At 61.3% G+C, this 20,061-nt stretch carries 11 protein-coding genes and 1 pseudogene; 6 read left to right on the forward strand and 6 right to left on the reverse strand.

Features of this window, described 5'->3' with window-relative positions; all coding sequences use genetic code 11:
* The first annotated feature begins 20 nt into the window (after nucleotides 1-20).
* A complete protein-coding gene (gene putP, locus HX805_RS06435; protein WP_003209422.1) occupies nucleotides 21-1,505 on the forward strand; it encodes a sodium/proline symporter PutP in 1,485 nt (494 codons plus the stop codon).
* Between the two features lie 268 nt (nucleotides 1,506-1,773).
* Here the strand turns inward: putP and HX805_RS06440 are convergent, their stop codons facing one another.
* On the reverse strand, nucleotides 1,774-2,268 hold the full coding sequence (locus tag HX805_RS06440; RefSeq protein ID WP_008439179.1) for a DUF2165 family protein: 495 nt from the start codon (nucleotides 2,266-2,268) through the stop codon (nucleotides 1,774-1,776).
* A gap of 188 nt (nucleotides 2,269-2,456) precedes the next feature.
* Between HX805_RS06440 and HX805_RS06445 the strand changes: the two are divergent.
* Nucleotides 2,457-4,491 (forward strand): annotated as a pseudogene (locus tag HX805_RS06445) (type VI secretion system tip protein VgrG).
* A gap of 62 nt (nucleotides 4,492-4,553) precedes the next feature.
* On the forward strand, nucleotides 4,554-5,201 hold the full coding sequence (locus HX805_RS32295; protein ID WP_256348088.1) for a DUF4123 domain-containing protein: 648 nt from the start codon (nucleotides 4,554-4,556) through the stop codon (nucleotides 5,199-5,201).
* Here HX805_RS32295 and HX805_RS06450 read toward each other — a convergent pair.
* Nucleotides 5,187-6,464, reverse strand: coding sequence for an O-acetylhomoserine aminocarboxypropyltransferase/cysteine synthase family protein (locus HX805_RS06450; RefSeq protein WP_008439168.1), 1,278 nt, complete (start codon nucleotides 6,462-6,464; stop codon nucleotides 5,187-5,189). The genes HX805_RS32295 and HX805_RS06450 overlap by 15 nt on opposite strands.
* A 174-nt stretch (nucleotides 6,465-6,638) precedes the next feature.
* Between HX805_RS06450 and HX805_RS06455 the strand changes: the two genes are divergently transcribed.
* Nucleotides 6,639-7,475, forward strand: a complete 837-nt coding sequence (locus HX805_RS06455) for a 23S rRNA (adenine(2030)-N(6))-methyltransferase RlmJ (protein ID WP_003209435.1) — start codon at nucleotides 6,639-6,641, stop codon at nucleotides 7,473-7,475.
* A 134-nt stretch (nucleotides 7,476-7,609) separates the two neighbouring features.
* Here the strand turns inward: HX805_RS06455 and msrA are convergent, their stop codons facing one another.
* The 4 genes from msrA to aceE form a co-directional block, all read right to left on the reverse strand.
* Nucleotides 7,610-8,257: a peptide-methionine (S)-S-oxide reductase MsrA gene (gene msrA / locus HX805_RS06460; protein ID WP_003209436.1), complete on the reverse strand. Its 648-nt coding sequence runs from the start codon at nucleotides 8,255-8,257 to the stop codon at nucleotides 7,610-7,612.
* A 74-nt stretch (nucleotides 8,258-8,331) separates the two neighbouring features.
* Nucleotides 8,332-11,022, reverse strand: a complete 2,691-nt coding sequence (locus tag HX805_RS06465; RefSeq protein ID WP_177080407.1) for a bifunctional diguanylate cyclase/phosphodiesterase — start codon at nucleotides 11,020-11,022, stop codon at nucleotides 8,332-8,334.
* 315 nt (nucleotides 11,023-11,337) lie between these two features.
* Nucleotides 11,338-12,990, reverse strand: coding sequence for a dihydrolipoyllysine-residue acetyltransferase (aceF, locus tag HX805_RS06470; protein WP_177080406.1), 1,653 nt, complete (start codon nucleotides 12,988-12,990; stop codon nucleotides 11,338-11,340).
* Nucleotides 12,991-13,001: 11 nt separating this feature from the next.
* The gene (aceE, locus tag HX805_RS06475; protein WP_003209439.1) at nucleotides 13,002-15,647 is read right to left on the reverse strand and encodes a pyruvate dehydrogenase (acetyl-transferring), homodimeric type; all 2,646 of its coding nucleotides are present in this window, start codon (nucleotides 15,645-15,647) and stop codon (nucleotides 13,002-13,004) included.
* Nucleotides 15,648-16,030: 383 nt separating this feature from the next.
* Between aceE and glnE the strand changes: the two genes are divergently transcribed.
* Nucleotides 16,031-18,970, forward strand: a complete 2,940-nt coding sequence (glnE, locus tag HX805_RS06480) for a bifunctional [glutamate--ammonia ligase]-adenylyl-L-tyrosine phosphorylase/[glutamate--ammonia-ligase] adenylyltransferase (RefSeq protein WP_177080405.1) — start codon at nucleotides 16,031-16,033, stop codon at nucleotides 18,968-18,970.
* A gap of 55 nt (nucleotides 18,971-19,025) precedes the next feature.
* A complete protein-coding gene (waaF, locus tag HX805_RS06485) occupies nucleotides 19,026-20,060 on the forward strand; it encodes a lipopolysaccharide heptosyltransferase II (RefSeq protein WP_177080404.1) in 1,035 nt (344 codons plus the stop codon).
* The last annotated feature ends 1 nt before the right edge of the window (nucleotide 20,061 follow it).

Genomic DNA, 20,061 nt, shown 5'->3' on the forward strand with positions numbered 1-20,061 from the left:
CAAAGCCAGGGCGTAACTCAATGAGCGTAAGTAATCCTACCCTGATCACATTTGTGATCTATATCGCTGCCATGGTGCTGATCGGCTTTATGGCCTATCGCTCCACCAACAACCTTTCCGACTACATCCTCGGCGGTCGCAGCCTCGGCAGCGTGGTCACCGCGCTCTCGGCCGGTGCCTCGGACATGAGCGGCTGGTTGCTGATGGGCTTGCCCGGCGCGATCTACATGTCTGGCCTGTCGGAAAGCTGGATCGCCATCGGCCTGATCGTCGGTGCCTACCTGAACTGGCTGTTTGTAGCTGGCCGCCTGCGGGTGCAGACCGAGCACAACGGCGACGCCCTGACCCTGCCGGATTACTTCTCCAGCCGTTTCGAAGATAAAAGCGGCCTGCTGCGAATCATCTCTGCGGTGGTGATCCTGGTGTTCTTCACCATCTACTGCGCTTCCGGCATCGTGGCTGGCGCCCGTCTGTTTGAAAGCACCTTCGGCATGTCCTACGAGACCGCGCTGTGGGCCGGTGCTGCCGCGACCATTGCCTACACCTTCGTCGGTGGTTTCCTGGCCGTGAGCTGGACCGACACCGTGCAAGCCACGCTGATGATCTTCGCCTTGTTGCTGACCCCGATCATCGTGCTGCTGGCCACCGGTGGCGTCGACACCACCTTCCTGGCGATCGAAGCGCAGAACCCTGACAACTTCAACATGCTGAAAAACACCACCTTCATCGGCATCATTTCGCTGATGGGCTGGGGCCTGGGTTACTTCGGCCAGCCGCACATCCTCGCGCGCTTCATGGCGGCGGATTCGGTGAAATCGATTGCCAACGCACGTCGCATCTCCATGACCTGGATGATCCTGTGCCTGGGCGGCACCGTGGCGGTGGGCTTCTTCGGTATCGCCTACTTCTCGGCGCACCCGGAAGTCGCCGGTCCCGTGACCGAGAACCACGAGCGTGTGTTCATCGAGCTGGCCAAGCTGCTCTTCAACCCATGGATTGCCGGTGTGCTGCTGTCGGCCATCCTGGCGGCGGTAATGAGCACCCTGAGCTGCCAGTTGCTGGTGTGCTCCAGTGCCCTCACCGAAGACTTCTACAAAACCTTCCTGCGTAAAAACGCCTCCCAGGTCGAGCTGGTATGGGTCGGTCGCGCCATGGTGCTGTTGGTGGCGCTGATCGCCATCGCCATGGCCGCCAACCCGGAAAACCGCGTACTGGGCCTGGTGAGCTACGCCTGGGCCGGTTTCGGTGCTGCGTTCGGTCCTGTGGTACTGATCTCCGTACTGTGGAAAGGCATGACGCGTAATGGCGCATTGGCCGGCATCCTGGTGGGTGCGATCACCGTGATCGTGTGGAAGCACTTCAGCCTGTTTGGCCTGTACGAAATCATCCCGGGCTTCATCTTCGCCAGCCTGGCGATCTACTTCGTGAGCAAGCTGGGCGCTCCGACGGCTGGCATGCTTCAGCGGTTTGACGCAGCCGAGGCGGATTACAACCTCAACAAGTAATCGGCGGGGGCTTGAATGCCCGCTGAAGTGAAAACGGCCCGCATCTTTTGGATGACGGGCCGTTTTTTTGCCTTCCAGATCTCGCAGTGTTGTTTTCACAGATTCAGATGATCACTGAAGTAAACGGCCAATTTAAGGGCTCGCCTGGTGGCTGTGAGCGTTGAATGTGAGGCGGTTTTTATACTTTGGGAAAAGGGCTACAAACTACCGTCAGCTATCTGACAGTAGTTTGTGAAAGGGCATCCACCGATTTTGAATTCGTGGTTTTTCAGTCGTGGTCAGTGTCCGGCTGGTTGAGAAAAATCAGCACACCCAGGATCGCCATATAGAACTTGAACGCCGCTTCCTGGCCGTTCCACTGATGGGATTGCCACATCAGGAACCACTCGCCGCCGATCACCATAAAGCCGAAGAACCACACCACAAAACCCAGGGTCAGCCCGACGATTGCGCTTTTCTTGGCGCGATTGAAGTCGATACCTGTGGCACGACGAGCCCGCCACAAGGCCAGTGCTCCACGCGCCAGCAGCACGGCCGTCAGGGCTTCACCGGCGATGATCAGCCAATATGCACCGTGCCACAGCCATGGGGTGGTGATGGCGCGATACATCGCGGCGTTGCCGGGGAAGGTGGTGTCCATGCTCAGCACATGTTTGACGAAGGCAAAGTTGGAGCCGTAGTCGGTGATGTTGCTGAAGGCCACGAGTGTGGCGAAGGCTGCCAGGGCAAGGGTCAGGACGATTTTTGCGTAGCGGGTGGCCATGTTTTTTCCATTGTCATGGGGCGATGGGGGACGAATACGCTAGCACGCTGGTGGTAGGGCTTCGATGCCTGATACATGAAGATTAAAGAGCCTGCGATGTAGGGATTTACTGATTTGCCTGCAGCGCACTCAGCTCGGCAAACAGCTGGTGCAGAATCGGCCACCCACTACTCGCAGAGAAACACCGGATGTTCGCTCCTGCCAATCAAAGTGCCTTTAGCCTGACCCTCGACGGTGTGCCAAGTGTTCTCAAGGTACGTGAGTTCACTGGCGATGAATTCATCAGCCTGCCCTATCGTTTTGACCTTGAACTGGTCAGCGAGCAACCCGACCTTGACCTGGAAAGCTTGATGCATCGCCAGGCGTTCCTGGGGTTTGATGCGCATGGCCATGGTATTCATGGCCAAGTTTATCGGGTGGCACAAGGCGACTCGGGCAAGCGCCTGACGCGTTATCAGATCACGCTGGTTCCGCGGTTGGCTTATCTTGAGCACAGCGCTCACCAGCGGATTTTCCAGAACCGGACGGTGCCGCAGATCATTGCACTGGTGCTGGAAGGGCAGGGTATCCAGGCGGATGCCTTCTCGTTTCAACTGAGCGGGGTGTACCCCGAGCGTGAGTACTGCGTTCAGTTTGGCGAAACCGATCTGGCGTTCATCCAGCGCTTGTGCGCCGAGTCGGGCATTCACTACCACTTCCAGCATCACCCCGAGCGCCACCTTTTGGTGTTCGGCGATGACCAGAGCGTGTTCGCCCAGCCTGAGCAAGCCACTCAATACGCGGCGGGTTCGGGGATGGTTGCCGACACGCCGGTGATCAAGCGTTTTACCCTGCGGTTGAAGACCCGTACCACCGATGTGAATCTGCGGGACTACGACTTCAGAAAGCCACGCCTGAGCTTGGAAAGCACGGTGTCCGGCGGCCAGCGTCCCATGCTGGAGGAACAGTGTTATCCCGGGAATTTTACGGATCGCGCTCATGGTAAATACCTGGCGCAACGTAGGTTGGAGCGCCATCGCGGTGACTTTCGCCAGGCCAGTGGCCATAGCGACCAGCCGTCCCTGGTCAGCGGGCAGTTCCTGAGGATGGAAGGGCATCCTCGCCAGGAATGGAATGATTTGTGGCTGGTCACCCAGGTGACGCATGCAGGGCGCCAGCCTCAGGTGCTGGAGGAGTCGGCCATCGACGCCTCAGGTGATGAATCGGCTCAGGGCTACAGCAATCACTTTGTCGTAACGCCATGGGAGGTGCCGTTTCGAACACCGCTGCTGGTATCGCGACCGCCGGTGTCTGGCTATCAAAACGCCGTGGTTACAGGGCCGGCAGGCAGCGAGATCCATTGTGACGAGTATGGCCGGGTCAAGGTGCAGATGGCCTGGGATCGCGCCGGGGAGCACGACGAACATTCCAGTTGCTGGCTGCGGGTGGCCAGTGGCTGGGCCCATGAGCACTACGGCTCGGTGTTGATCCCGCGGGTGGGCATGGAGGTGCTGGTGGGTTTCGTCGACGGCGACGCCGACACGCCGCTGGTGGTCGGTTGCCTGGCCAATGCCGCCACGCCGGTGCCGCTGGACCTGCCAGCCGACAAGACCCGCAGCATCTTCCGTAGCCAGACCAGCCCCGGCGGCGGTGGCTACAACGAGCTGCGCATCGAGGACCGCAAGGGTGCCGAGGAAATCTACCTGCGCGCCCAGCGCAACTGGACCCAGCATGTACTGCACGACCAGCACGTGCAGGTCGACAACCAGCGCGACGTAATCGTTAAAGGCCTTGATCGTCAAGAGCTTCAGGGCGAAGAACAGCGCACCACCCACGGCAACCGCCTGACCGAACTCAAGCAGGACGATCACCTGATGGTCGCGGGTTCCCAGCAGGTACGTGCCGGGTTGACCATTCACATCGGTGCCGGGCAAAACGTCGTTATTGATGCGGGTGCCAGCGTGACCCTCCAGGCCGGTGGGCAGTGGATCAACGTTTCGGCGGGCGGGATTTTCAGCAGCACGCAAATCCAGCTTGGCGGCTCCCCGGCACCGGCGGGAGCGCCGCTGACGCCGGGGCTGCAGGAAAAGTTGCTGGCGGTAATACCTGCACCGTTGAGTGCCGTCCAGGTGTTAAGCCTGAAGCGCAGCGCACCCTTTTGCGAAGAGTGCGAGCGCTGCAGGAATGGCGTGTGCAATACGCCCCCTGCATCGCAATACATCACTGCCCGCGGGTGCGCCATGATTTCTCCCGGGCAGTGGCTTGAGGCTGCGCCGTTGCAGGCGGGCGAGCAGTTGTTTGTGGTGATGGGCAATGCCAGCGACTGCAAGCCGCTCGATGCGTGGCGGCGTACCGACGGACGTGCACTTAGCCCCATCTGGGCGGGTAGCGAGTATGCAGCGTGGGAGGAGGTCATGCCCTACGTCGCGGTGGTCGCCGTCGACAGCGCTTTTTTGAAATGGGCCGCTGAATGTGAAGGTATCGGCTGGGGTTGGCTGGCGGTGTCGTCCTGTTCCTTGCACACCGTCGTCGAGCATCTGCGCAGCCTGACCAAGGTACTGTTGCCGGAAGGGCCGGCGGTGTTCTTTCGCTTCTGGGACGGTGCTTATGTCCTGCCTGTGTTGCAGGCGCTGGGGCCACAGGCAAAGGAGTGGCTCCCGGTGTTCAGTCGCTACTGGATCAATGGTCGCCAGCATGAGGTAGCGGTTACGGCAGCGGGAGCGGCAAAGCCCGGCCCATGGTGGCAAGTGCCGCCGCATGTTCTCCAGCACTTGGGTGAGCAATCGAGCGTTACGCAGGTGGACAACCTGTTGCAATGGCTGGAAGAACAGCGCCCGGACCTGTACAGCGCCTTTGTGCCGGCGACCTTGAAGCACAAGGTCGCCTACTTCGTGCGCCGGCCGGATGTCAGCCATCAGGCGCTGGCCGCCTGGCTGGCCTCAGAGCTGGGTTGAGGCCAGCGACTGCTGCAGGTCCTCGATCAGGTCTTCAATGGCCTCGATGCCCACCGACAGGCGAATCATCTCCGGCTTCACCCCGGCCTTCGCCTGCTCCTGTTCATTCATCTGGCGATGGGTGGTGGACGCCGGGTGGCAGGCCAGGGACTTGGCATCGCCGATGTTCACCAGGCGCTTGAAGATCTGCAGCGAATCGTAGAAACGCACGCCCGCCTCATAACCACCCTTCAGGCCGAAGGACAGAATCGCCGACGGTTTGCCCTGCATGTATTTTTGCGCCAGGTGATGGTGGGGGTGATCCGGCAGGCCGGCGTAGCTGACCCACTCCACCAGTGCGTGGTCTTGCAGAAAGTGGGCAATCTTCAAGGCGTTTTCGGTGTGGCGCTCCATGCGCAGGGCCAGGGTTTCCAGGCCTTGCAGCAGCAGGAATGCATTCATCGGCGCCAGGGCCGCGCCGGTGTTGCGCAGCGGCACGGTACGGGCGCGGGCAATGAACGCCGCCGGGCCGAATTTTTCGGTGTAGACCACACCGTGATAGGCCGGCTCCGGCTGGTTGAGTCCGGGGAATTTCTCCGGGTACTGGGTCCAGGGAAAGGTGCCGCTGTCGACGATCACGCCACCCAGCGAGTTGCCGTGGCCGCCCACGTATTTGGTCACCGAATGCACGACGATGTCCGCGCCGAACTGGATCGGCTTGCACAGGATTGGCGTGGCCACGGTGTTGTCCACCATCAGCGGCACGCCACGGGCGTGGGCGACGTTGGCCAGGGCTTCGATATCGATGATATTGCCTGCCGGGTTGCCGATGCTCTCGCAGTACACCAGTTTGGTGTTGTCATCGATCAGCTCGGCGATGGCTTCGGCGCAGTCGTCACGGGCGAAGCGCACGTCAACGCCGAAGCTCGGCAGTAAGTGGGCGAACAGGGTGTAGGTGCCACCGTACAGTTGCGGGGTGGTGACGATGTTGTCACCGGCACGGGTCAGGGTCTGGATCGCGTAGTGGATCGCCGCGCTGCCGGCCGACACCGCCAGGGCCGCGATGCCGCCTTCCAGTGCGGCGATGCGTTGCTCCAGCACGTCGTTGGTGGGGTTCATGATGCGCGTGTAGATATTGCCGGGCACGTCGAGGTTGAACAGGTCGGCGCCGTGCTGGGCGTTATCGAATTCGAAAGCGACGTTCTGGTAGATCGGCACGGCGACGGCCTTGGTAGTCGGGTCCGACTTGAAGCCATGGTGCAAAGCGATGGTGGCGTCTTTCATGAGTTGTTATGACCTCCATGGATAATTGCTCGCCACAATAAATCCGCTTTCGCACCGCCAATTAGACTATTTTCGGCAGCGCCCCTGTGTTTGCGGCATAAGCGCCACCTGACGCGCAGCCCTGCACCTTTGCCTGCGTAAAAGGTAAACTTCGCCCCCTGCGCAGGAGCAACCATGAATTATCGTCACGCCTATCACGCCGGCAACCACGCCGATGTCTTCAAACACCTGACCTTGACCCGCCTCATCGCCCTGATGTCGCGCAAGGAGCAGCCGTTTGCCTATCTCGACACCCACGCCGGCATTGGTCTGTACGACCTGCAGGGCGACCAGGCGAACCGTACCGGTGAATACCTGGAAGGCATCGCCCGCCTGTGGGGCCAGGCCGACCTGCCGCCGCTGACCGCCGATTACATGCGTGTGCTGCACGAGATGAACCCGGATGGCGAGTTGCGCTACTACCCGGGTTCGCCGGAGCTGGCGCGACGCCTGACTCGTCCTCAGGACCGCGTGCTGCTCAACGAAAAGCACCCGGAAGACGGCCTGCTGCTCAAGGACAACATGAAGGGTGATCGTCGGGTGAAAGTCCACCTTGGCGAAGGCTGGCACGTGCCACGGGCATTGCTGCCGGTGCCGGAAAAGCGTGCGTTGATGTTGATAGACCCGCCGTTCGAGAAGCTCGACGAGATGCAGCGCTGCGCCGCGTCCCTCAAGGAAGCCGTGAGCCGGATGCGCCAGACAGTGGCTGCGATCTGGTACCCGGTGAAGGACCAGCGCATGCTGCGCCGCTTCTACCAGGACCTGGCCGGTACCGGTGCGCCGAAGTTGCTGCGGGTGGAATTGCTGGTGCATCCGCTGGACACGCCCAACACCCTGACCGGTTCGGGTCTGGCGATTGCCAATCCGCCGTGGGGGCTGGAGGAGGAGTTGCGTGAGCTGCTGCCGTGGTTGTCCAAGCAGCTTGGGCAAACCCAGGGTGGCTGGCAGATGGATTGGCTTATCGCCGAGTAAGCCAATCTCAAGGTATTGAAGACCCAATGTGGGAGCGGGCTTGCTCGCGAATGCGGTGTATCAGAAACACATTCAGTGACTGACACTCCGCTTTCGCGAGCAAGCCCGCTCCCACATTTTTATCGGTGTCGCTCTTAGATCGGGCAGGTCACGCCGGTGCCGCCGATTCCGCAGTAACCCTGCGGATTCTTCGCCAGGTACTGCTGGTGGTACGCCTCGGCGAAATACACCGTCGGCGCTTCTTCGATTTCGGTGGTGATGGTGCCCAGGCCGGCCTTGGTCAATTCCGCCTGATAAGCCTCTGCGCTGGCCTTCGCCGCCTCCAGGTGCTCCGGCTTGACCGCGTAGATCACCGAGCGGTACTGGCTGCCGATGTCATTGCCCTGGCGCATGCCCTGGGTCGGGTTGTGCAGTTCCCAGAACATTTTCAGCAGCTCTTCGTAGCTGATCTTGTCCTGGTCAAACACCACCAACACCACTTCGCTGTGGCCGGTCAGGCCCGAGCAGACTTCTTCATACGTCGGGTTCGGCGTGTAGCCGCCGGCATAGCCCACCACAGTGCTGACCACACCGTCGCGCTGCCAGAAACGACGCTCTGCACCCCAAAAGCAACCCAGGCCGAAGATCGCAAACTCTACGTTGTCGACAAAGGGGCCCAGCAGGGGGTTGCCGTTGACGAAGTGCGTCTCGGGCAGCGACATCGGGGTTTCACGGCCAGGCAAAGCTTGTTCTTGAGTGGGAAGCACGTTTTTATTCACCAGGATTTCCGAGCGCAAGACCATGATCAGTCCTCTCAGTCAGATTGAGTTACAAGTAAGAGTTCAGACTGCCAGTGTGCCCGAGTGTTACCGCGCTGTCAGGCGATTGGCCCGCGAGGGTAGCGTTTAAGCATCGTCATCAGCTCGGCCCCCGGGATTGGCCGGTCGAACAGGTAGCCCTGGCCGACGTCGCAACGGTGGCGGCGCAGGAACGCCAGCTGCTCGGCAGTCTCGATGCCTTCGGCCACCACCTTGAGCTTGAGGTTGTGGGCCATGGCGATCACCGCCGAGGTGATTTCCATGTCGTCCTGGTTGTCCGGGATTTCATGGATGAAGCTGCGATCAATCTTGATGATGTCGATCGGGAATTTTTTCAGGTAGCTCAGCGACGAGTAACCGGTACCGAAGTCATCCATCGCCAGGGTCAAGCCGAAACTCTTCAGTTGGTCCAGTTGCAGGCGCGTGTCTTCGGTGGCTTCCAGCAGCAGGCCTTCGGTCAACTCCAGTTCCAGCAGGTTGGCCGGCAACTGTTCCTCCTTGAGGATCGTGGCAATCGAGGCCACCAGGTCCGGGTCGGAAAACTGCTTGGGCGACAGGTTGATCGCCACTTGCAGGTTGCCCATGCCGGCGGCGGTCAGCTGTCGGCTCATGCGGCAGGCCTGGCGGGCGATCCATTTGCCGATGGGGATGATCAGCCCAGTCTCTTCCGCCACGCTGATGAATTGATCGGGGCGGATCATGCCCTTTTCCGGATGGTTCCAGCGTAACAACGCTTCCATCCCCAGCAGACGACCGCTGCGCAGGCACAGCTTGGGCTGGTAGAACACGTCCAGTTCGTTCTGGGTCAGGGCGCGGCGCAGGTTGTTTTCCACGAACAGCTTGTAGCTGGCTTCGGCATTCAGCGCTTCGGTAAATACCTGCACCTGGTGTTTGCCGTTGGCCTTGGCCTTGTGCAGCGCCAGGCCGGCGTTGCGCATCAGGGTCTGCGGATCGCGGCCATGCAGCGGCGCGCAGGCGAGGCCCACGGAGCCGGTGACGCTGATCAGCTGGTTGTCGACGAACATCGGCTTGTCGAGGGTCGCCAGCAACTGGCTGGCGACCTGCTGGCCGGTTTCAAGGTCGGTATCGTCCAGCAGCACGGCAAATTCGTTACTGGCAAATCGCGCCAGGCTGCCACTGGCGGTCAGGCTGTTGCGCAGGCGCCGGGCCAGGCTGATCAGCAGCTTGTCGCCGGTCTGGTGGCCGAGGCTGTCGTTGATCCGCTTGAAGTTGTCGATGTCCACCAGCAGCAGGCTGATGGGGCTGTCGCTGTCCCGGGCAAAGCGTTCGTCCAGGTTGCGGATGAACGCCGGGCGGTTGCCCAGGTTGGTCAGGTTGTCGGTGTAGGCCAGCCGCTCGATGCGCTGCTGGGCCAGCTTGGTCTGGGTGATGTCTTCGTAGATGCCTATGTAATGGGTCAGCTCACGGTTGTCGCCATAAACCTTGGAGATCGACAACTGGCCCCAGTAGGGTTCGAGGTTCTTGCGCCGGCTCTTGAACTCGCCTTGCCAACTGTTGCTCTTGGCCAGGCTTGAAGGCGCGTCGAACAGCAGCTCGCTGAGGTTCTCCAGTGCCGGCAGTTCCGACAGCTGGTGGCCGTGGACTTCTTCGGTGCTGTACTGGGTGATCGCGGTAAAGCTGGGGTTGACGTATTCCACCACGCCGTCGCAATTGACCAGCAGGAACGCATTGGCGCTTTGCTCCACGGCTCGCTGGAACAAGTGCAGGGCACTGGTGGCGGTGCGGCGGTTGTGGTTGTTGATCACCTGGGCGAACTGGTCGGCCAGCTCGCCGGCAAAGGCGATCTCGTCGGACTGCCAGACGCGGGTGCTGCCACTTTGCTCCAGGCACAACACGCCGACCACGTTGCCATCGACGCGGATGCTGGCGTCGAGCATGGCGTGGATGTCCCGCGGGCGCAGGCTCTCGGCCATTTCACGCGTGCGTGGGTCGCGCATGGCGTTGGTGGCGTCGATCGCACGGCTGGTTTGCAGGGCTTCCAGGTAATCCGGGAAGCCACTGGCATCGATAGACTCTGGCAGGTGGTGCTGCTGATCGGCGCGGTGATAAGCGGAAATCGGCACCAGATGCTGGTTTTCGAGGTTCCAGATGCTCGCGCAGTCGATCTGATAGATATCGCAGGCACTGCGGGTGATCAGCTCGGCGGCTTCTTGCAGGGAGTTGTTGGTGCTGTAGCGCTGGCGGGCCAGCAGCAGGATCAATTCCTGCTGGGCGCGCACCCGCTCAAGGTGTTGCAGTTGTTCCTGCTGGGCGCGCTGGTTGAGTTCCAGGGCAATCTGCAAGCGGCTGTTCTGGCTCTCCAGGTCTGCCGCAGGGGCCGGTGGGAGATCACTGAACAGGCCGTCGACCACCATCAGGTAGCCGCGCAGCAGGTGACGATTGTGTTGTTTGTAGGCTTCACCCAGTTCCAGCAGGCTCAACGGGCCGTCGTTGGTGTGCAGGGTGTAGCGCACCAGGTAATGCGGGCTGATGCTCAGCTGTTCCTGGATCGCATCATGCAGCTGATAGCGCGCCTGGGGCTCCATCAGGCTGGCGTAGGGCGAGCCGATCAGGGCGCACAGTTCCATCGCGGGCAGGCCGAACTGGCGTTCGCAATTGGGGTCGAGGTACAGCAGGGCCCAGCTAGCCTCATTAAGCCGCTCGAAACGCAGCATACCGAGGCGCGAAGGCACCGGTAATTGCGTCACTACCTCGGCCGCCGTACGGGCGACATCGGGTTGGCTTTTCATGGGGAAACTCGCTTGGAAAAATGCGCATCGCGCCGGGCTCACGCCCTCTTTACTGTTGCCTGCGGCAAGGTTGCATCATGCAGCACAGGCTGACAAGAGAGGATGAAGGCTAAGTGCTATAAGTGGGTTATCGGCCAGCGAGCGGTTTTCTGCAACCGGGGTGATGGGCGGTGTACAACCTCGATTTCCGTGTCCAGGTTTTCCCTGGAAAGCAGGCAAAAAAAGCCCCGCCAATTGGCGGGGTTGAGGTACGAGCGTGGCGCTCGGAAATCGTTGAAGCCAGGTCTTCTGCATGGGCAGAAGACCTGTTGTGGCTTAAAGCAGGATGGTGCGGATGTCGTTCAGCAACTGGCTCAGGCGCTGGGTGAAGCGTGCGGCAGCCGCGCCGTTGATCACACGGTGATCGTAGGACAGCGACAGTGGCAGCATCAGCTTCGGCTGGAACGCTTTACCGTCCCACACAGGCTGGATAGTGGCCTTGGAAACACCCAGGATCGCCACTTCCGGCGCGTTGACGATTGGCGTGAAGCCAGTGCCGCCAATGTGCCCGAGGCTGGAGATGGTGAAGCACGCGCCCTGCATGTCGTCCGGGGTGAGCTTCTTGTCGCGGGCCTTGGCAGCCAGTGCAGCAGCCTCAGCGGCAAGCTGCAGCAGGCTCTTCTGGTCGACGTTCTTGATGACCGGTACCAGCAGGCCATCCGGAGTGTCGACGGCAAAGCCGATGTGCACGTACTTCTTGCGAATGATCGCCTTGCCGCTTGGCGCCAGCGAACTGTTGAAGTCCGGCAGCTCCTTGAGCAAATGTGCGCAAGCCTTGAGCAGCAGGGGCAGCACGGTCAGCTTCACGCCGGCCTTCTCGGCCACGGCTTTCTGCGCAACGCGGAATGCTTCCAGGTCGGTGATGTCGGCCTGGTCGAACTGGGTCACGTGCGGGATGTTCAGCCAGCTGGCGTGCAGGCCGGCCGCGCCGATTTGCATCAGGCGGGTCATCGGCACTTCTTCGATTTCGCCGAAGCGGCTGAAGTCGACGGTGCGGATCGGCGGAATGCCCGAGCCACCGGTAGCAGCGCCGGCAGCCGGAGCTTCCTTGGCCTTCTGCATCATGGATTTGACGTAAACCTGCACGTCTTCCTTGAGCACGCGACCGTGAGGACCGCTGGCGGTTACCGCGCTCAACTCGACGCCGAATTCACGGGCCAGTTGGCGCACGGCAGGGCCGGCATGAACCTTGGCACCGCTTGGCGCAGGTGCAGCCGCCGGAGCCGGTGCGGCCTCGGCTTTTGCAGCAGGCGCAGGTGCAGGCGCGGCGGCAGCCGGTGCGGCTTCAGCCTTGGCGGCCGGAGCAGCGGCGGCTGGAGCGGCAGCAGCAGGAGCCGAAGCGCCCGCTACTTTCAGCTTGAGGATGAAGTCACCAGTGCCGACTTCGTCTTCCAGCTTCACGGCAATGCTTTCCACCACGCCGGCTGCCGGCGAAGGGATTTCCATGGAGGCCTTGTCGGACTCCAGGGTGATCAGCGATTGATCGGCTTCGACGGTGTCGCCGACTTTAACCAGCAGCTCGATGATCTTGGCCTTGCCCGACGAACCGATGTCCGGAACATGAATGTCCTGGACTGTTTCGGCGGCAGGTGCAGCCGCCGGAGCCGCAGGGGCCTCGGCAGCAGCGACAGGCTTCTCGGCGGCAGGAGCCGGGGCAGCAGCAGGAGCGGCCGCCGCAGGGGCCGCATCAGCGGCACCTTCGATTTCCAGCTCAAGCAGTTCGTCGCCTTCTTTCAGGCGGTCGCCCAGCTTCACTTTCAGGCTTTTGACCACGCCGGCCTTGGGAGCAGGGATTTCCATGCTCGCCTTGTCCGATTCCAGGGTCAGGATGCTCTGGTCGGCTTCGACGGTGTCGCCGACCTTCACAAACAGTTCAATTACTTCACCTTCACCGCTGCCGATGTCAGGTACGCGAATGAGTTCGCTCACAGAAAGTCTCCTCAGCAGTCCAGTGGGTTGCGTTTTTCCGGGTTGATCCCGAACTTGACGATAGCGTCTGCTACCACCTTGGGTTCGATTTCACCACGGTCAGCCAAGGCTTCCAGGGCTGCCAACACCACGAAGTGACGGTCGACTTCGAAGAAGTGACGCAGCTTCTTGCGGCTGTCACTACGGCCGAAACCGTCGGTGCCCAGGACTTTGAATTCCTTGGACGGTACCCACTGACGAATTTGTTCAGCAAACAGCTTCATGTAGTCGGTAGAGGCGATAACCGGACCCTTACGGCCAGCCAGGCACTCTTCGACGTAGGTGCGCGCAGGCTTCTGGCCTGGGTGCAGGCGGTTGCTGCGCTCTACGGCCAGGCCGTCGCGACGCAGTTCGTTGAAGCTGGTAACGCTCCATACGTCAGCACCGACGTTGAACTCTTCACGCAGGATTTTTGCAGCTTCACGCACTTCGCGCAGGATGGTGCCGGAGCCCATCAGTTGCACGTGGTGAGCGGCTTCCTTGGTGTCTTCTTCGAGCAGGTACATGCCCTTGATGATGCCTTCCTCGACACCGGCCGGCATGGCTGGCTGCTGGTAGGACTCGTTCATCACGGTGATGTAGTAGAAAACGTCCTGCTGCTCTTCGGTCATCTTCTTCATGCCGTCCTGGATGATCACCGCCAGCTCATAGCCGTAGGTTGGATCAAAGGTGCGGCAGTTCGGGATGGTGCCCGCCAGGATGTGGCTGTGACCGTCTTCGTGTTGCAGGCCTTCGCCGTTCAGCGTGGTCCGCCCGGCAGTACCGCCGATCAGGAAGCCACGGGTACGGCTGTCGCCTGCTGCCCAAGCCAGGTCGCCAATACGCTGGAAACCGAACATCGAGTAGAAGATGTAGAACGGCAGCATCGGCTGGTTGTGGCTGGAGTACGAAGTACCGGCAGCGATGAAGGAGCTCATGGCGCCCGCTTCGTTGATGCCTTCTTCGAGGATCTGGCCCTTCTTGTCTTCCTTGTAGAACATCACCTGGTCTTTATCGACTGGCTCGTAGAGCTGGCCGACGGAGGAGTAGATGCCCAACTGACGGAACATGCCTTCCATACCGAAGGTACGGGCTTCGTCCGGGATGATCGGCACGATACGCGAGCCGATTTCCTTGTCTTTGACCAGCTGCGCGAGGATCCGCACGAAAGCCATGGTGGTGGAGATTTCACGGTCGCCCGAGCCGTCCAGGATTGCCTTGAGGGTATCCAGTGGCGGAGTCGGGATGTTGAAGCTCTTGGCGCGGCGCTGAGGCACGAAACCGCCCAGTGCAGTGCGACGCTCGCTGAGGTAGCGGGCTTCGGCGCTGTTTGGCTCCGGCTTGAAGAACGGCAGGTTCTCCAGCTCTTCGTCCTTGACCGGGATGTCGAAGCGGTCGCGGAACAACTTCAGGCTGTCGACATCGACTTTCTTGGTGTTGTGCGCAGTGTTCTTCGCTTCGCCGGCACCGGTGCCATAACCCTTGATGGTCTTGGCCAGGATGACGGTCGGTTGTTCTTTGTGGTTGACCGCTTCGTGGTACGCCGCGTAGACCTTGTACGGGTCGTGGCCGCCACGGTTGAGTTTCCAGATCTCGTCGTCGGACAGGTCTGCAACCATTGCCTTGAGTTCAGGCGTGTTGAAGAAGTGTTCACGTACGAACGCGCCGTCTTTGGCTTTGTAGTTCTGGTACTCGCCGTCGATGACTTCGTCCATGCGACGTTGCAGGATGCCGTCGACGTCCTTGGCCAGCAGTGGGTCCCAGAAACGGCCCCAGATGACTTTGGTCACGTTCCACTGAGCACCACGGAACACGCCTTCGAGTTCCTGGATGATCTTGCCGTTGCCGCGAACCGGGCCGTCGAGGCGCTGCAGGTTGCAGTTGATGACGAAGATCAGGTTGTCCAGCTTCTCGCGGCCAGCCAGGGAAATGGCGCCCAGGGATTCCGGCTCGTCACACTCGCCGTCGCCCAGGAAGCACCAGACTTTCTGCTTGCCTTCAGGGATGAAGCCACGGGCTTCCAGGTACTTCATGAAGCGTGCCTGGTAGATCGCCTGGATCGGGCCCAGGCCCATGGATACCGTCGGGAACTGCCAGAAATCAGGCATCAGCCAAGGGTGCGGATAGGACGAGAGGCCCTGGCCGTCGACTTCCTGGCGGAAGTTGTTCATTTGTTCTTCGGTGATGCGGCCTTCCATGAACGCACGGGCGTAGACGCCTGGCGAGGTGTGGCCCTGGAAGTAGATCAGGTCGCCGCCATGTTCTTCGGTCGGGGCCTGGAAGAAGTAGTTGAAGCCGATGTCATACAGGGTTGCGCTGGAAGCGAAGCTGGAGATGTGACCGCCCAGGTCAGAATCTTTCAAGTTCGTGCGCATTACCATCGCCATGGCGTTCCAGCGTACCAGCGAGCGAATGCGGCGTTCCATGAACAGGTCGCCAGGCATGCGTGCTTCGTGGGTTACCGGGATGGTGTTGCGATACGGCGTGGTGATGGCGTAGGGCAGTTGCGAGCCGCTGCGGGTCGCGAGTTCGCCCATACGGGTCATCAGGTAGTGAGCACGGTCTTCGCCTTCTTTGTCGAGAACCGATTCCAGGGCGTCCAGCCATTCCTGGGTTTCGACGGGATCGAGGTCTTGCATGGCTTGCTCCAGGGCGGAAAGGCTACCAGAATCGGTTGCCTGAAGTTTGCGACTGGCCTTGTGGGCAGACGACATAAATTCTTGGATGGCCGAAGGTTGCTTCGGCGTCCTGTAGTTTTACTACAAATCGTCGGCCATTTCAGCCTTTCGAATGTATATACGAGTAGTAAAACTACACAAGACTGAGCGGATTGCTCGGTCTAGCTGGCGAGCATAATCGTTATTGTTGATCTTTTGCGAACAAGAAAGGGTAGAGATTTGATGTTGACTGCCAAAAAAGAAAAATTTTCAGCTATTTCTAACCTTTGTTCGACAGTCCTTCACCGAGCGTGGTTCTTGCGTTCACAGCTACAAGCCCTTTACGCGCCGATCAAGGATAGACCATGAGCCTTCCAATGCAGGCCGAACTCCCGGCCATCCTGCTTCCATTTGCCAAGCGGGCCGAGCAGTCATTTCGTGACGCCGTGGCCGGATTGGACGGCGATAATGGCCTTTCTGAGTGGACGCCGCAACGTTGGGCTGACTTCGCCCGTGTGTGCGCCGCCAGTGATTTCGTCATTGAACAGAGTGTTCGTGACCCTTTGATGTTGCTCGAGCTGGTGGCCTGGGGCGAACTGGACCGCAGCTTTGCCCCCGGCGAGCTGTGCGGACAGATTGCGGCGGCCGTGCAACAAGCCGAGACAGAAGACGAACTGGGCCGGGTTCTGCGCCGCCAGCGCACCCGCCAGCAGGTGCGGATCATCTGGCGCGACCTGACCCGACAGGCGGACCTGGTGCAAACCTGCCGCGACCTGTCGGACATGGCCGACGCCAGCATCGACCAGGCCTATCAGTGGTTGTACCAGCGCCACTGCGTATTGTTCGGCACCCCCACGGGCCGTCGCAGCGGCGAACCGCAGCACATGGTCATCCTCGGCATGGGCAAGCTCGGCGCAGTGGAGCTGAACCTGTCGTCCGACATCGACCTGATCTTCGCCTACCCCGAAGGCGGCGACACGGTTGGCGTGAAGCGCTCGCTGGACAACCAGGAGTTCTTCATCCGCCTTGGTCAAAAACTGATCAAGGCCCTGGACCCGATGACCGTCGACGGCTTTGTGTTCCGGGTCGACATGCGCCTGCGACCTTACGGTTCAGCCGGGGCGCTGGTGCTCAGCTTCAACGCGCTGGAGCAGTACTACCAGGACCAGGGCCGCGACTGGGAACGCTACGCCATGATCAAGGCGCGGGTGGTGGCCGGTGACCAGGTGGCCGGTGCGCAACTGCTCGACATGCTGAGACCGTTTGTCTACCGGCGTTACCTGGACTTTTCCGCCGTCGAAGCGCTGCGCACCATGAAGCAGTTGATCCAGCAGGAAGTGCGGCGCAAGGGCATGGCCGAGAACATCAAGCTGGGCTCGGGCGGCATCCGTGAAGTCGAATTTATCGCCCAGGCGTTCCAGCTGATCCACGGTGGCCGTGACCTGAGCCTGCAGCAGCGCCCACTGTTAAAAGTGCTGGGTACCCTGGAAGGCCAGGGTTACCTGCCGCCGGCGGTGGTCGCCGAGCTGCGCGATGGCTATGAATTCCTGCGCTACACCGAGCACGCGATTCAGGCGATCGCCGATCGCCAGACGCAGATGCTCCCGGATGGCACCGAAGACCAGGCGCGGATTGCCTTCATGCTGGGCTTTCCGGACTGGACCGCGTTTCATGAGCGCCTGATGTACTGGCGTGGCCGGGTGGACTGGCATTTCCGCCAGGTGATTGCCGATCCGGATGAAGAAGAGGGCGAAGAGAGCGAGTTGGTGGTGGGCGGTGAGTGGTTGCCGTTGTGGGAAGAGTCCCAGGACGAGGGAGCCGCCTGCCGTCAGTTGCAGGAAGGCGGTTTTACCGACGCGCCCAAAGCCTTGAAAACCCTGGCCGGCCTGCGCAGCAGTCCGCAATTGCGTGCCATGCAGCGCCTGGGTCGCGAGCGTCTGGATGCATTTATCCCGCGCTTGCTGGCCCAGGCCGTCGAACATGCCAACCCGGACCTGGTGCTGGAGCGCGTCCTGCCCTTGGTCGAAGCCGTCGCCCGGCGTTCCGCTTATCTGGTGTTGCTGACGGAAAACCCCGACGCCCTGCGTCGCCTTCTGACCCTGTGCGCCGCCAGCCCGTGGATTGCCGAGCAGATCACTCGCTTCCCGCTGCTGCTGGACGAACTGCTCAACGAAGGCCGCCTGTTCAAGCCGCCGCTGGCGCCGGAACTGGCCGCCGAATTGCGCGAGCGCCTGACGCGCATCCCCGAAGATGACCTTGAGCAGCAGATGGAGGCCCTACGGCACTTCAAGCTGGCCCACCGCCTGCGGGTGGCCGCCTCGGAAATCGCCGGCAGCCTGCCGCTGATGAAAGTCAGCGACTACCTGACCTGGCTCGCCGAAGCCATCCTCGAACAAGTGCTGGCCCTGGCCTGGCGCCAGACGGTTGCCCGCTACGGCTCGCCGCAACGGGTGGACGGCACCTTGTGCGATCCTGGCTTCATCATTGTCGGTTATGGGAAAGTCGGCGGCATCGAATTGGGGCATGGTTCGGACCTGGACCTGGTGTTTATCCATGACGGTGACCCCCAGGCCGAAACCGACGGTGCCAAGCCGATCGACGGCGCGCAGTTCTTTACCCGGCTGGGGCAGCGAATCATTCATCTGCTGACCACCCAGACCAACTCGGGCCAGTTGTATGAAGTGGACATGCGCCTGCGGCCTTCGGGCGCATCCGGTTTGCTGGTGAGTTCCCTGGGCGCATTTGCGCGTTATCAGGAAAACGAAGCCTGGACCTGGGAGCACCAGGCGCTGGTGCGTGCGCGAGTGCTGGTAGGCAGTCAGGATGTGGGCCGTGCTTTCGAGCAGGTACGGGCGCAAGTGCTGGGCCGCGCGCAGGACCTGGACAAGCTGCGCCAGGAGGTCAGCGAGATGCGCGCCAAGATGCGCGACAACCTCGGCACCAAGTCCACGGCGGCGGGAACGGCGGCGAATGCCTTCGAACCCACGGTGGCGTTCGACCTCAAGCAGGACGCCGGAGGTATCGTCGATATTGAATTTATGGTGCAATACGCGGCTTTGGCGTGGTCTGCGCAACATCCAACGTTGCTGCGCTACACCGACAATATCCGCATTCTGGAAGGGCTGGAGCAGGTCGGGCTGATGCCCGCCGCCGATGCCCATTTGCTGCGCGAGGTGTATAAAGCCTACCGTTCCGCCGCTCACCGCCAGGCCCTGCAGAACGAGGCCGGTACGGTGGCCGGGGACCAGTTCGCTGACGAACGGCGCCAGGTGCAGCGAATCTGGCATGAACTGGGGTTAAGCTGAAACACTATATAAGGCGGGGAGGCATGAGCCTCCCCGTATCGTTTGTGGAAACTACATGAATATTCTGATCGTTGGGCCCAGTTGGGTCGGTGACATGGTGATGGCGCAGACACTGTTCCAGTGCCTCAAGCAACGTCATCCCGACTGCCAAATCGACGTGCTCGCCCCCGAGTGGAGCCGGCCGATCCTTGAGCGCATGCCCGAGGTGCGTCAGGCCTTGAGCTTCCCGCTCGGCCACGGCGCGCTGGAGCTGGCGACCCGTCGACGCATCGGCAAGTCCCTGGCCGGCCAGTACGATCAGGCGATCCTGTTGCCCAACTCGATGAAGTCGGCACTGGTGCCGTTCTTCGCCGGTATTGCCAAACGCACCGGCTGGCGTGGCGAATTTCGCTATGGCCTGCTCAACGATGTGCGCAAGCTCGACAAGGCCCGTTACCCGCTGATGATCGAGCGCTTCATGGTCCTGGCCTACGCGCCGGGAGCCGAGTTGCCGACGCCTTATCCGCGCCCGAGCCTGCAAATCGACCCGGTCACCCGAGACGCCGCCCTGGCCAAGTTCGGCCTGGAGCTGGACCGTCCGGTGCTGGCGCTGTGCCCTGGCGCCGAGTTTGGCGAGTCCAAGCGCTGGCCTTCGGAGCATTACGCCAAGGTTGCGGAGATGAAGATTCGCGAGGGCTGGCAGGTCTGGTTGTTCGGCTCGAAAAACGATCATTCGGTGGGCGAGGATATTCGCCAGCGCCTGATCCCGGGGCTGCGCGAAGAGGCGGTCAACCTGAGCGGCGACACGTCCCTGGCCGAGGCTATCGACTTGCTGTCCTGTGCCGACTCGGTGGTGTCCAACGACTCCGGCCTGATGCACGTGGCCGCGGCGCTGAACCGCCCGCTGGTGGCAGTGTATGGCTCGACGTCTCCCGGGTTTACCCCGCCGCTGGCCGACAAGGTCGAAGTGGTGCGCCTGGGCCTGGATTGCAGCCCGTGTTTTGATCGGACCTGCCGCTTCGGCCACTACAACTGCCTGCGCCAGTTGCTGCCGCAACCTGTCAGCGACGCGTTGCAGCGGTTGCAGGGCACTGTGGTCGAGGTTCGTTAAG

It is taken from the genome of Pseudomonas sp. G5001 (genome assembly GCF_013385475.1).
Lineage (GTDB): Bacteria > Pseudomonadota > Gammaproteobacteria > Pseudomonadales > Pseudomonadaceae > Aquipseudomonas.

Excerpts from the sequence above, each read along its gene's own strand:
- putP (WP_003209422.1), top strand. The coding sequence starts at position 21 with ATGAGCGTAAGTAATCCTACCCTGATCACATTTGTGATCTATATCGCT.
- HX805_RS06440 (WP_008439179.1), bottom strand. The coding sequence starts at position 2,268 with ATGGCCACCCGCTACGCAAAAATCGTCCTGACCCTTGCCCTGGCAGCC.
- HX805_RS32295 (WP_256348088.1), top strand. The coding sequence starts at position 4,554 with ATGGGCAATGCCAGCGACTGCAAGCCGCTCGATGCGTGGCGGCGTACC.
- HX805_RS06450 (WP_008439168.1), bottom strand. The coding sequence starts at position 6,464 with ATGAAAGACGCCACCATCGCTTTGCACCATGGCTTCAAGTCGGACCCG.
- HX805_RS06455 (WP_003209435.1), top strand. The coding sequence starts at position 6,639 with ATGAATTATCGTCACGCCTATCACGCCGGCAACCACGCCGATGTCTTC.
- msrA (WP_003209436.1), bottom strand. The coding sequence starts at position 8,257 with ATGGTCTTGCGCTCGGAAATCCTGGTGAATAAAAACGTGCTTCCCACT.
- HX805_RS06465 (WP_177080407.1), bottom strand. The coding sequence starts at position 11,022 with ATGAAAAGCCAACCCGATGTCGCCCGTACGGCGGCCGAGGTAGTGACG.
- aceE (WP_003209439.1), bottom strand. The coding sequence starts at position 15,647 with ATGCAAGACCTCGATCCCGTCGAAACCCAGGAATGGCTGGACGCCCTG.
- glnE (WP_177080405.1), top strand. The coding sequence starts at position 16,031 with ATGAGCCTTCCAATGCAGGCCGAACTCCCGGCCATCCTGCTTCCATTT.
- waaF (WP_177080404.1), top strand. The coding sequence starts at position 19,026 with ATGAATATTCTGATCGTTGGGCCCAGTTGGGTCGGTGACATGGTGATG.